Consider the following 12,327-nt stretch of genomic DNA (forward strand, 5'->3'; position numbering starts at 1 on the left):
CGGTTCGTTCGTCACCGCACGGCGTGCCCACCGCGCCCGCGCAGGGGCGGACGGGACACCTGTGCGGCTAGACGATATCGCGTCCGAAGGGGCGGCATGTTACGGGAGGGCGGCTTCCCGGGGCCAATCGACCCACCGGTTCGGGGCACGGCTGCGCGGGAACACCCCGGCGGGGTAGGGAAAGGGGAAGTCCGGGTATCCGTCGGCCGGGTGGATGCCCGATCATGGACCGGCGGATCGTCAGACGGCCGGACCCGGCCGCGGAGGCAGGGGGAGAGGACGGGATGGTCTCGATCTGGGAGTACCTGCGCGGGGACAAGAGCTACACCTTCGACAACCCGGGCGGGCAGCACAAGGTCACGCTCACCAAGTCGGCGCCGCAGCACGCGATCACCGGCTCCGCCGCCACCACCGGCTACCTCTACGTCAACCTGCACTGGACCATGCGCTCCGGCGCCAACCGGCCGAGCACCCGGGACACCGTCAAGCGGTTCTTCAGCCCGCGGATCTTCCGCCCGCTGGAGCCGGACTCGCCGGGGAGCAACGAGCAGCTGAACGTCGACCTCGACCTGGCCTGCATGTACGAACTCTCCGACGGCACCCGGGGCGTGGTGCAGCCGCTCGGCGAACTCTTCGGCGACCTCCGGGAAGCGCCGTACATCAAGCTCAGCGGCGACGACCAGTACGGGGCGCCGTCCGGCGAGACGATGTACGTCAACCTGGAGAAGAAGGACAAGTTCAAGCGGCTGCTGATCTTCGTCTACATCTACGACGGCACCCCGGCCTTCGAGCAGACCCACGCGGTGATAACGATCGTGCCGCAGACCGGGCCGCGGATCGAGATCAAGCTGGACGAGCGGGCCCGGGCGGCGCGCTCCTGCGCGGTGGTGCTGATCGAGAACGGCGGGGACAACCAGCTGACGGTGCGTCGCGAGGTGCGGTACGTCAACGGGTTCCAGGCGGACATCGACCGGCTGTACGGCTTCGGGATGCAGTGGCAGCGGGGGTACAAGGGGCAGCAGCCGGGGGGCGGGGACTGAGCTCCCCCGGCTCGGGCGGGGCCCTACCGGGTGTGGGCGGGCCCTACCGGGTGTGGGCTCGGTGGGGCTTCGGTGTCGGCTGCTCGGTGGGGCCCTGGTGTCGGCTGCTCAGTGGGGCTGGAACTGCGGGCCCTGCGGGGGCAGTGCGAACTCCTCGCCGGTCGGCGCCGGTGCCGGTGCCGGTGCCGAGGTCGGGGGCTGCGGCGGGACGGGCGGCTGCTGACCGGTGCCGGGCTGCTGCTGGTGCGGGTAGCCGTAGCTGCCGGGGTGCGGCTGCTGGTGCGGCGCCTGGGGGTAGCCGTAGCCGGTGCCCGGCTGGGGTTGGGGCTGCGGCGGGTAGGGCTGGTTGGGCTGCGGGTAGCCGTAGCCGGTCGCGGGCTGGGGCTGCTGCGGGTAGCCGTACCCGGTGCCGGGCTGCTGCTGGGGTTGGTGCTGCGGCTGGTGCGGCGCCTGGGGGTAGCCGTAGCCGCCCGGGCGGTGCGCCGGCGGCGCGGGCGGGGCTTGCGGGGCCGGGGGGACGTTCGGGGGCACGGTGGGCGGGGCCACCGGCGGGGGGGGGGTCGACGGTGCGGCGGGCGGTGTGGTGGCCGGGCCGGTCGCGGCGGGCGCGGACGCGGACGCGGACGCGGGAACGGGCGCGGGCGTCGAGGTCGGAGCCGGGGCGGCGGGAGTGGCCGGGGACTGCGCCGGGGGCTGGGCGTGCGGGACGGCCGGAGTCAGCGTGAAGGTGCCGGGCTCGGGCCGGGTCTCGGAACGCGGGTCGGGCAGCGGGGTGGCGCTGGCGCGCGGGTCGACCGCGCCGGTGGGCGTCGCGGTGGTGGCGGACGCGGGGGCCGCCGGGGCTGCCGGGGCAGCCGGATCCTCCGCCTCGTCGTCGACGGTGATGCCGAAGTCGGTGGCCAGGCCGATCAGCCCGGAGGTGTAGCCCTGGCCGATCGCCCGGAACTTCCAGCTCCCGTTGCGCCGGTAGAGCTCGCCCGCGACCAGCGCGGAGACGTTCTCGGCGTCGGCGATCGCGAACTCGGCCAGCGCGGGCGCGCCTTCACCGCTCGCGGTGTCGAACAGCAGCAGCCGCAGCCCGGGGACGGCGCGGAACGGGCCGCCCTCGGAGGATCCGGCCAGCACCACCCGGTCCACCTCGGCGGGCAGCTTGGCGAGTTCGACCTCGACCGTGTCGATGATCTCGGCGCCGCCGGAGGTGTGCTGCTTGGGCAGGTGGCGCACCATCCCGGAGGGGTGCCGCGGCTGGTTGTAGAAGACGAAGTCGGCGTCCGAACGGACCTTGCCGTTGGCACCGAGCAGCAGCGCGGATGCGTCCACGTCCGGCGCACCGGGCGTGGCGCTCCAGCGCAGCACGGCGCGGACCGCCGCCGCCGGCAGTGCGATGTTGGCGCCCTTGGCCATCACGTGCGTCATAGCGGACCATCCTGCCTGTTCGCCACCCCTTCGGACAACGTGACCGGGACCGTCGGTGCGGGGGCGGACTTTGCCAAGAATTGCGCCGGATCGAGGTTTGCGGGCGGGGTCCGTCCGATCGTCGGGTGACGGGTCCGAGCGGACCCGGCGCGTTCCGTGACCCGGACCGGACGTTCCGGGCGTCGGACCGGACGTCGGACCGGAGGTCGGACCGGACGTTCCGGGAGTCATACCGGATGTTCCGGGAGTTCAGTGCCCCGACGCCGGGAACGGCCGGAAACCGTTCGTACGATGGGCGTTCGATCAGGTCTCCGGGGGCCGGCTCCGGGGCCGGTGGGGGAGTCCGTCCGCGGTGTGACCGGGTGGGACCGGGTACGACCAGGTGGGACCGCGGGCCGGGGGCCGACCATCCCGAGGAGGGCACCTTGCGCCATTTCGGCCACCTCGCCGACGACGTCCGCTCCCGGCTGTTCCTGGAGCAGCCGCGGACGTTCACCGCGCGGAGCGAGCCCGCGGTGCTCGCCACCGCCCTCGGCGGCACCCTCTACAGCCCCGCCACCAGGCCCGTCCTGGCCGCCGACATCCGGAAGCAGGCCGCGCGGGGCGTGGTCTCGATGGTGCTCTGCCTGGAGGACGCGATCGCCGACCACGAGGTGGACGCGGGCGAGCGGAACCTGATCGAGCAGCTGACAGACCTGGTCAATGATTTCACCGACTCGACACAGGAACACCCCCTTCTCTTCATCAGGGTCCGCGCCGCCGAGCAGATCCTCGACCTGGCCGAACGGCTCGGTCCGGCCGTCGGACTGCTGAGCGGCTTCGTGCTGCCCAAGTTCACCCCGCAGAGCGGCGGCGCCTACCTGACCGCCCTCGCCGCCGCGGAGGCCGCCGCCGGGCAGCGGCTGTTCGCCATGCCCGTCCTGGAGTCGCCCGAACTCGCCCACCTGGAGACCAGGCGCGCCCACCTCCTCGGCATCGCCGAACTGCTCGCCGACCACCGTGAACGGGTGCTCGCCGTGCGGCTCGGCGTCACCGACCTCTGCTCCGCGTACGGGCTGCGGCGCTCGCCCGACCTCACGGCGTACGACGTGGCGCTGGTCGCGGCGGCGATCGGGGACGTGGTCAACGTGCTCGGCCGGGCGGACGGCACCGGGTACACCGTGACCGGACCGGTCTGGGAGTACTTCCCGGTGCAGGAGCGGATGTTCAAGCCCCAGCTGCGCCGCACCCCGTTCGCCGCCTCGGCCGGCACCGCCCGGGCCTCCGGCGAGGAGGTCCGCCGCCGGATCATCGAGCACGACCTGGACGGCCTCATCCGGGAGATCGAACTCGACCGCGCCAACGGCCTGCTGGGCAAGACCTGCATCCACCCCAGCCACGTCCCGGCCGTGCACGCGCTCTCCGTGGTCACGCACGAGGAGTACTGCGACGCCCGCGACATCCTCCGACAGGAGCAGGGCGGCGGCGGGGTACTGCGCTCGGCGTACACGAACAAGATGAACGAGGCCCGGCCGCACCGGGCCTGGGCGGAGCGGGTGCTGCTGCGGGCGGAGGTCTTCGGGGTCGCCCGGGAGGACGTGAGCTTCGCGGAGCTGCTGTCGGCCTGTCTGTGCGGCTGACGGCTGTGGCTGTGGCCGTGGTCGTGGCGGCTGATCGCCCTGCGAACCGACCGGACGGCGTGCGTGAACCGGCCGACCGACGCGGGTGAGACCGACGAGCACCCGAGACCCGAGACCCGAGCACCCGAGCACCCGAGAACCCGAGACCCGAGACCCGAGCACCATCGAAGGCGGGACCAGCAGTGAAGAGAGCAGTACAGCAGAGCACGTGGACCGGGCGCTGGGTCGCCGAGCGGGCCGGGGTGGCGCTGACCGGGTCGGAGCGGCTGCCCGAACTCGTCGGCCTGGCCCTGCGCTCCGGCAACCCCAGGCGCGCCCACCTGCTGGTCTCCAGCGTGCTCGGCAAGCACGTCCCGCAGCGGCCCGCCGTGGTGCACGGTGCCGGGCTCGAACTCGGCCGCAGGGTGCGCGAGTTGCTCGGCCCCGAGGCGGCCGCGCGGGCCGTGGTGCTGGGCTACGCGGAGACGGCCACCGGCCTCGGTCACAGCGTCGCCGACGGCCTGGACGCGCCCTACCTGCACTCCACCCGCCGTCCCGTCCCCGGGATCCCGCCGCTCGGTGGCTTCGAGGAGGAGCACTCGCATGCCACCGGACACCTGCTGCTCCCCTCCGACCCCCAACTCCTGAGCGGCGACGGCCCGTTGGTGTTGGTCGACGACGAGCTCTCGACCGGCCGGACGGTCCTGAACACCCTCCGTGAACTGCACGGCCGCCACCCGCGCGACCACTACCTGGTGGTCACCCTGGTCGACCTGCGCTCGGCCGAGGACCGGCGCCGGCTGGCCGCGGCTGCCGCCGAACTCGGCGTCCGGCTGGACGTGGTGGCCACCGCGAGCGGTGGCGTCGCCCTGCCCGAGGACATCGTGGCGCGCGCCGAGCGGCTGATCGCCTCGGTGCCCCCGGCCGCCCCGCCCCCGGCGGCCGACCCGGCCCCGCTGGTCCGGGTCGGACTGGACTGGCCCGCCGGACTGCCGGACGGCGGCCGGCACGGCTTCACCGCGCGGGACCGCGAGCGGCTCGACGCCGTACTGCCCGCTCTGGCGGGGCAGTTGGCGGCGGCGTTGGAAGCGGATGCGCCGGGTGTGGAGGCGTCCGTTCCCGCGGGTGCGGCGGCGGAGCGGGTGCTGGTGCTCGGTTTCGAGGAGCTGATGTACGCGCCGCTGCGGCTGGCCGAGGCGCTCGCCCAGCGGCTCGGTGGCGACCGCGTCCGCTACTCCACCACCACCCGCTCGCCCGTCCTCGCCGTGGACGACCCCGGCTACGCGATCCGCACCCGGCTCGCCTTCCCCGCCCACGACGACCCCCAGGACGGCAGCTCGCGCGAGCGCTACGTGTACAACGTCGCCCCGGGCGCCGACGGGGTCCGCCGCTTCGACGCCGTGGTGCTGGTGGTGGACGACGTAGCCGACACGCCGGCCCTGCACCAGGGGGAGTACGCGCTGCTGCGCCAGCTGCGGCAGGTCACCGGCCGGGTGGTCCTCGCGGTGCTGCCCTCGCACCGGCCCGCGCAGGCGCAGGCGCCTTCGGAGGCACCTACGGAGTCGCCTTCGCAGGTGCCCGCGCAGCCGTCGTCGGGCCGGCCGTCGCTGCCCGCCCCGCTGTACGGACCGGCCTTCTCCTCGTACCGGCCGGAGGAGGTGGCCTGGCTCCTCAAGGACCTCTCCGCCGTCCCGCTCGAAGCCCCCACCGAGGAGCGCGAGGAGGCCGTCCAGAACGGCGGCGCCCACTACGCCGAGTCGCTGCCGGTCGAGTACACGCCGAGCCCCGAGTACCAGGAGCTGTTCCACCGGGCGCTGCACGGCTCCGCCGAACGGATCGCGCTGGCCGTCGGCACCGTCGCCGAGACGCTGCTGCGCGAGCGCGGCCCCGGCCTGGTGCTCGCCTCGCTGGCCCGGGCGGGAACGCCGGTCGGCATCCTGGTCCGCCGCTGGCTGGCCTTCGCCCACGGCCTGGACGTACCGCACTACGCGGTGTCGATCGTCCGCGGCCGGGGCATCGACCGGGTCGCCCTGCGCTACCTGGCGGCCCACCACCGGGCGGCCGACGTGGTGTTCGTGGACGGCTGGACCGGCAAGGGTGCGATCACCCGCGAACTCACCGCCGCGCTGGCCGACACCGGCTTCGACCCGGACCTCGCGGTGCTCGCCGACCCCGGCCGCTGCGTCCGGACGTACGGCACCCGGGACGACTTCCTGATCCCCTCCGCCTGCCTCAACTCCACGGTGTCCGGGCTGGTTTCACGCACCGTGCTGCGGGCCGGGCTGATCGGCCCCGAGGACTTCCACGGGGCCAAGCACTACGCCGAGCTGGCCGGTGGCGACGTCTCGGAGGACTTCCTCGCCGCGGTGTCCGCCCGGTTCGGGGCGGTCCGGTCTCATGCGGTCGAGCAGGCCGGCCGACTGGCCGCCGACCCGGACCGCACGCCCGACTGGGTCGGCTGGGCCGCCGTGGAGCGGATCAGCGCCGAGTACGGGATCGACGACGTCAACCTGGTCAAGCCGGGGGTCGGCGAGACCACCCGGGTGCTGCTGCGCCGGGTGCCCTGGCGGGTGCTGGCCCGGCGCGGCGTCGGCGCCGACCTCGACCACGTCCGGCTGCTCGCCGCGCAGCGCGGGGTCCCGGTCGAGGAGGTGGACGAACTGCCGTACAGCTGCGTGGGGTTGATTCACCCCCGGTACAGTCGGGGGGCGACGGGCGCGAGCGGGCGGGCCGTGGCGGCTGCCCCGACGGTGGGGAGGGAGTCCTGATGGCCGGTGCTACGGGCCCTGTCGGTGGCCCTGATGCCGCCGCCGACGTGCTGGTGGCCAGTGACCTGGACCGTACGCTCATCTACTCCGACCGGGCCCTGGCCCTGTCCGGGCCGGACCACCTGGCGCCACGGCTGCTCTGCGTCGAGCTGCTGGACGGGCGGCCGCTGTCCTACCTGACCGAGCGGGCCGCCGCCCTGCTGGCCGAACTCGGCCGCCGGGCCCGCTTCACCCCCGCCACCACCCGGACCGTCGAGCAGTACCGGAGGGTCAACCTGCCCGGCCCGCGGCCGACGTACGCGATCTGTGCGAACGGCGGCCAGCTGCTGGTCGACGACCGACCCGACCCGGACTGGCGCCGCGAGATCACCGCGCGGATCGCCGCCGGCTCGGCGCCGCTGGACGAGGTGGTGCACCGGCTGGCGCTGAGCGCCGACCCGGAGTGGACCCACAAGCGGCGGATCGCCGACGAGCGGTTCGTCTACCTGGTCGTCGAGCGCGACCGGCTGCCCGGTGGCTGGCTGACGGAACTGACCGGCTGGTGCGCCGAACGGGGCTGGCGGATCTCGCTGCAGGGCCGCAAGGTGTACGCGGTGCCGCAGCCGCTCACCAAGAGCGCCGCGCTCGCCGAGGCCGTCCGGCGCAGCGGCGCCGGCACCGTGCTGGCGGCGGGGGACTCGCTGCTGGACGCCGACCTGCTGCTCGCCGCCGACGCCGGATGGCGGCCGGGGCACGGCGAACTGGCCGACCGCGGGTGGACCGCCCCCGGCGTCACCGCCCTCCCGGAGGTGGGGGTGACGGCGGGGGAGGAGATCGTCCGCCGGTTCCTCGCCGCCGTCCCGGCCCCGTCCGTCTAGCCGGGCCCTAGCCGCAGCACCCGCCGCCGCAGCAGCCGCCCCCGCTCGGGGCCTGCTGCGGCGCGCCGCCGGCCGCGCCGGTGACGGCGACGGTGGACAGCAGTTTCACGGTGTCCGGGTGGCCCTGCGGGCAGACGGCGGGGTCGTTGGCCTGCGCCATCGGGCGGCGGAGCTCGAAGGTGGCGCCGCAGGAGCGGCAGCGGAAGTCGTAGCGTGGCATACCGGCAGGGTACCGAGCGCCGGTCGCCTCAGCGCTGTTGGCCGAGATCTCCGCGGATCATGCCGATCACCCGGGCCGCCGTCTCCCGTACCGCCGCCAGCTCCGTCAGGAAGTGCCAGTAGTCAGGGTGCCGGCCGGCCGCCTGGAGGGTCGCCAGCGCGCGGTCCAGCCGGGCCACCGCCTCGTCCAGCGGGGCGGCGTGCCGCGGGTCCGGCGCGGTGCGGCCCGCCATCGCGAGGCGCTGGGCGTCCCGTACGGCGAACCGGGCCCGCTCCACCTCCCGGGTCGGGTCGTGCTGCACCTCGTTCAACTGCCGCAGCCGGTCGTTCACGGCGACCACCGAGCCGTCCGCGGTGTCCAACAGCGCGCGGACCGTACCGATCGCCGCCGTCGCGTCCGCCCAACGCTGCTCGTCCCGGGCCCGGGCGGCCTCCGCGAGCTTGCGCTCGGCGGCCCGGCCGGCCTCGGCGACCTGCTCCGGCACCCGCTGGAGGTCCTGCCAGCAGGCGGTGCTGAACCGGCGGCGCAGCTCGCTCAGCGCGGGATCGACCGTCGCCGCCTTGGTCTCCAGCGCCTGGATCCGGGTCCGCAGGCTGGACACCCGCCGGTCCAACTCGCGGGCCCGCTCGGGCAACTGGGCGGCGTCCGCGGTGATCGCCTCCGCCCGCCGCCGGACCTCCTCGGCCCGGTGCAGCGTCGCCGCCACCCCGTGCCGCGCCGCACCCTCGTTCAGCCGCCCCAGCTCCGGCGCCAGCTCGGCCAGCCGGGCGGCCAGGTCGTCGGCCCGCAGCCCCGCGCCGCGCACCTCGTCCAGCGTCGTCGTCGCCCCGAGCAGCGCGCGCTTGGCCTGCTCGACGGCCGGGGTGACCCGCATCAGCTGCTGCTCGGCGTGCTGCAGGACGGGCTGGAGGCGGCGCAGGAAGTCCGACAGCTCGGCCCGGGCGGACCGGAGCTGACCCTGCACGTCCGCCAGCAGCCGACGGGCCTGCGCGGCCGAACCGGCGTCCAACTCCTCACGGTCCAGATCGTGGGCGTCCAGCGCGGCCAGGTAGTTCACCGTGACCTGCTCCACCCGGCCCGAGATCGCCGGCAGCTCGGCCAGCGCCCGCTCCGCCGCCACCCCCTCCTCGGCGGCTCGGACGGTCTCCACCGCCAGCTGCAACTCGCGCTGCGTCTCGTCCAGCTCGTAGAACGCCTCCTGCGCCGCGGCCCGCGCCTCCCGGGCCTCCGCCCGCACACCGTCCCCGCCGCCCCGCCGCCCCCACCAGCCACCACTGCCCGCCGACGCCAGCACCACCGCCCCCAACGCACCCGCCAGCACCACCGGCAACACCAGCGCCTCGCCCAGCGCACTCCCCGCCCGCCGCCCGCTCCCGCCGGCCACCGCCACTGCGCGCTCCCTGCTCCGACCCGGCTGATCCGCGCCCATTCTCCCCGATCCCCCCTCCCCACCGGCACCCCGGCCCTCGCCCGGCGCCACACCAGCTCCCAGGACCAGGTACCCTGGGCACTCGTCGTGCGCCCACCGGGCCACGCCGGGGGCGCGTAGCTCAGTGGTAGAGCGCTGCTCTTACAAAGCAGATGTCGGCGGTTCGAAACCGTCCGCGCCCACACATAACGGACATATTTTCGGGTCGAAACGGACAATCGGGGCGCGTATTCTTTGCCCTCGCGCTTGTGGCAACGTTGGCCCTTGTTCTGTATCGCCGCAGGTCAGAGCCACTTTGGTGCTCATGATGACAGCTGCCCCCAGAAGGCGGGACTCAGGCCCGCATCAGGGCTTCTCGTTGGAGAGACAGCAGGTCAGGGTAGGTCTTCTGGTCAATTGACCGCTCTGTGCGACCTCTGCTCACACGGACTGCGGGTCGTCCCTCTGGCCCTATGTGAAGTCGCAGGTCAGGCTGGGTGCAACCGAAGGTGCGGGAGCCTCCAGCACACATTCAGCACACACGGCAAAAACCGATCACGGCGACTCCGGCACCTGTTGCGGTGCTGGCTTGCTGTCCTAGCCGACGCCCTCTTGCCGACCGCGATACCACTGCCCTGCCGGCCGCCTCCCCGAGCGCACCTGACCCGCCCTCATGGCAGCCCTGTGCCGCGCTGAGACCGCCGGCCCACGGGGCCGCCGCGATGCTGCGCCAGCGCCGCTCACCATCGCCGACAGCCTCAGCCAGGGGAACCTCTCGGGGAACTGGGGAACCGGGGGGCCGGACAGCCCCGACGCCCGGAGTATCGGCCGACTCCGTCCGGCCCGGGCCACCGGCCGCGCAACCGGCACCCGAAGATCACACAGGTAGCCTTGCCATCGCCCTCGAACCGGATTGGAATTCGGTCGGGGCCGGCAGGGCTCTGGTTGGGTCACTACGGGCAGCAGTGGCTGCGACGCCGCTGGAAATGCTGGTCGGGCACGACCCGCCAGTGTTGCACCGGCCTGTCAGTGCACAGCAGCGCTTCGCACGGTTCGAAGAACGGATCCGCCTGCGCGGGCGGGAGTCGGAGGCGATTGTGGCCCTGCTGCCAGTGAATCGGCCGTGGGCGGTGGGGTCGGCGGCCCGGGCAGCAGGGTGCGCGCGGAGCCCGGCGTCGGGCTCGGGATCAGTAGGAGTACTTGGACGGTTGCCCGGTGGGTACGACGTCGTCTACTCGGTATTCGGGGCCGTTGACTTCGCCGACCCTCGCCTGCTGCTGCTGCTGCCGGCCGCCGCCCGCGCCCTGCGTCCCGGCGGCCTGTTCGCCGCCACCACGCTGGGCCACTACCTCGGCGGTGCGCCGGCCGAGGTGGCATCGACTACTCCTTCTACGGTGCCGCAGGAGGCTGCGGCGAGGCGGGCTACCACCTTGGCAACTTCCCCAAGGCTGAACTGAGCGTCACCTCGCTGATCGGCTACAACAACTGCAGCGCCGTCCAACTGTGGTCGAACCTCGGCCTGGAGAAGACCACGGACCTCCCGACCCCCGATCTGGGTGCGGGCTTCAACGACAGCGTCCGCGAACTCCGGGTCTTCCACCGCTGAATCGGCGCCCTGTGGTGCGGAGCCGGCTCCGGGCCGCACCACCCGACCGCGCGCGAGGGCCCGGTCAGAGGACGAGGGTGACTCCCACGTTCCGGCGCCACGGCACGGGACGGTGAACGCGTTGCCGCCGACGTCGCCCATCAGGCACAGGCCCGTGGCGGCGTCCTGCAACTGGAGGGGTAACTCGTGGGCTCGTCTACCTTCTCCTGTTTCGCAGAGTGATCTGCCTGAGAATCACCGGTGGACCGTCGTACACCGGCCCTGAAGTCCACTTTCCGTCCGCTCACGAACTGGCGAGACTTCTGCCCACTGCCGGACACACCCTCAGAGAGTAGGGACAGGACCGGATGTACCGGAGAATCCGCCTGCTCTCCCGGCATGTGATGGAAGGAATCAGGAACCGTGCGTACTCATCTGCGGATGGCCGCTGCCACCGTCGTCGCCACCGCTGCGCTGACGGCGGCCGCACCGCTCGCCATGGCGGCCCAGCCCCGTTCCGGCGCCCCGGTGCCGGCCGCCGTCTCGGTGGCCGACGGCGCGGCCGTTGAGCTCAGCGCTGCCGAACTCGCCGAGATCCGGCTCCTCTCCGAGGAGATCGTGCGGGACGCCCAGCAGGAGAACGCCGCCGCGTCGGGTGTCTCCGGGTTCAGCGCCAAGGGCGAGGCGGGCAAGAAGCTCATCGGCCTGCTCAAGAAGTCGCCCGGGCTCTTCAAGGGCGCGATCTCCAAGGCGAAGGAGGGCAAGAGCGCCTTCGACAGCTGGATGAAGAACCAGAACTGGGCCGTCCGGGCCGCCTGGTGGGCCCTGAGCAGCAGCACCCAGACCTGGGTCCTCGAAGAGCTGATCAAGATGGTTCCGTAGGCGGCGGCCGGTGCCTGCCTCCCCCGGCTCCTGCCTGGGGGAGGGGCAGGCACTCCGTGACGGATTCAGGACAGGAACGGAGAAGGTGGAGAGAGTGGCAGACCGAGAAGCGCAGCGAGGACCGCAGCGGTCGGGTTCAACCGTGGTCGACAAGTTCTTCGCGGTTCCCATGGCCCTGCTCGCCGTGACGTTCCCCCTGTTCAAGTTCGGCTCCGAGAGTGTCCGCAACGGTATCGGCTGGCCGTGCCTCGGGGTCGGGCTCGTCCTGACGGTCACGGGACTGCTTTTCTGCGCGCGGTCACGACGCAGTCCCGGCCCGGGCGGGATCAGCTGCCTCGTCGCGGCCGCGGTCATCGGTTCGCTCGCCGTCGTCCGCTACGGCCTGCCGCTGTAGTGCGCCACCCGACTCGCCCGACAGGCCGTGTCCGTCCAGGCCCTCGCCTGCCGGCGGCTGGTTCCACCTGTCTGCCGGAGGAGTTCCGGCACCGGCCGTTGCGGCCTCGCCAGGGGATCGATCGGGTGCGATCGGCTATCCTCTGGGCGGCGCACCGGG

The 12,327-nt window shown here is 73.5% G+C and carries 9 protein-coding genes and 1 tRNA gene; 7 read left to right on the forward strand and 3 right to left on the reverse strand.

Going from position 1 to position 12,327, the window contains the following annotated elements:
- Positions 1-284: 284 nt before the first annotated feature.
- Positions 285-1,040 (forward strand): Tellurium resistance, encoded by a 756-nt coding sequence (locus tag ABTZ03_RS02920; RefSeq protein ID WP_350511070.1) that lies wholly within the window; start codon positions 285-287, stop codon positions 1,038-1,040.
- Between the two features lie 108 nt (positions 1,041-1,148).
- Here the strand turns inward: ABTZ03_RS02920 and ABTZ03_RS02925 are convergent, their stop codons facing one another.
- Entirely contained in the window at positions 1,149-2,456 is a 1,308-nt protein-coding gene (locus tag ABTZ03_RS02925; RefSeq protein WP_350511071.1) for a TerD family protein, read from the reverse strand.
- A gap of 425 nt (positions 2,457-2,881) precedes the next feature.
- Between ABTZ03_RS02925 and ABTZ03_RS02930 the strand changes: the two genes are divergently transcribed.
- The 3 genes from ABTZ03_RS02930 (at position 2,882) to ABTZ03_RS02940 (ending at position 7,679) form a co-directional block, all read left to right on the forward strand.
- The gene (locus ABTZ03_RS02930) at positions 2,882-4,075 is read left to right on the forward strand and encodes an HpcH/HpaI aldolase/citrate lyase family protein (RefSeq protein WP_350511072.1); all 1,194 of its coding nucleotides are present in this window, start codon (positions 2,882-2,884) and stop codon (positions 4,073-4,075) included.
- 182 nt (positions 4,076-4,257) lie between these two features.
- The gene (locus ABTZ03_RS02935) at positions 4,258-6,822 is read left to right on the forward strand and encodes a phosphoribosyltransferase (RefSeq protein ID WP_350511073.1); all 2,565 of its coding nucleotides are present in this window, start codon (positions 4,258-4,260) and stop codon (positions 6,820-6,822) included.
- Positions 6,822-7,679 (forward strand): HAD family hydrolase, encoded by an 858-nt coding sequence (locus tag ABTZ03_RS02940; RefSeq protein WP_350511074.1) that lies wholly within the window; start codon positions 6,822-6,824, stop codon positions 7,677-7,679. The genes ABTZ03_RS02935 and ABTZ03_RS02940 overlap by 1 nt, the downstream gene beginning before the upstream one ends.
- Before the next feature lie 7 nt (positions 7,680-7,686).
- Here ABTZ03_RS02940 and ABTZ03_RS02945 read toward each other — a convergent pair whose 3' ends face one another.
- Both ABTZ03_RS02945 and ABTZ03_RS02950 read right to left on the reverse strand, forming a co-directional pair.
- Positions 7,687-7,899: an FmdB family zinc ribbon protein gene (locus ABTZ03_RS02945; RefSeq protein WP_350511075.1), complete on the reverse strand. Its 213-nt coding sequence runs from the start codon at positions 7,897-7,899 to the stop codon at positions 7,687-7,689.
- Between the two features lie 28 nt (positions 7,900-7,927).
- Positions 7,928-9,328: a coiled-coil domain-containing protein gene (locus ABTZ03_RS02950; protein WP_502894371.1), complete on the reverse strand. Its 1,401-nt coding sequence runs from the start codon at positions 9,326-9,328 to the stop codon at positions 7,928-7,930.
- 110 nt (positions 9,329-9,438) lie between these two features.
- Here ABTZ03_RS02950 and ABTZ03_RS02955 point away from each other — a divergent pair.
- From ABTZ03_RS02955 to ABTZ03_RS02970, 3 genes are all read left to right on the forward strand, one after another.
- Positions 9,439-9,510: transfer RNA gene (locus ABTZ03_RS02955), tRNA-Val, on the forward strand.
- Positions 9,511-11,315: 1,805 nt separating this feature from the next.
- Positions 11,316-11,774: a hypothetical protein gene (locus ABTZ03_RS02965; protein WP_350511077.1), complete on the forward strand. Its 459-nt coding sequence runs from the start codon at positions 11,316-11,318 to the stop codon at positions 11,772-11,774.
- A 142-nt stretch (positions 11,775-11,916) separates the two neighbouring features.
- On the forward strand, positions 11,917-12,168 hold the full coding sequence (locus ABTZ03_RS02970) for a hypothetical protein (protein ID WP_350511078.1): 252 nt from the start codon (positions 11,917-11,919) through the stop codon (positions 12,166-12,168).
- Positions 12,169-12,327 lie beyond the last annotated feature (159 nt).

Source organism: Kitasatospora sp. NPDC096077 (assembly GCF_040303245.1).
Lineage (GTDB): Bacteria > Actinomycetota > Actinomycetes > Streptomycetales > Streptomycetaceae > Kitasatospora.

Bases quoted from the DNA above. Each gene is read 5' to 3' on its own strand.
- ABTZ03_RS02945 (WP_350511075.1), bottom strand. From the start codon at position 7,899: ATGCCACGCTACGACTTCCGCTGCCGCTCCTGCGGCGCCACCTTCGAG.
- ABTZ03_RS02920 (WP_350511070.1), top strand. From the start codon at position 285: ATGGTCTCGATCTGGGAGTACCTGCGCGGGGACAAGAGCTACACCTTC.
- ABTZ03_RS02940 (WP_350511074.1), top strand. From the start codon at position 6,822: ATGGCCGGTGCTACGGGCCCTGTCGGTGGCCCTGATGCCGCCGCCGAC.
- ABTZ03_RS02925 (WP_350511071.1), bottom strand. From the start codon at position 2,456: ATGACGCACGTGATGGCCAAGGGCGCCAACATCGCACTGCCGGCGGCG.
- ABTZ03_RS02950 (WP_502894371.1), bottom strand. From the start codon at position 9,328: ATGGGCGCGGATCAGCCGGGTCGGAGCAGGGAGCGCGCAGTGGCGGTG.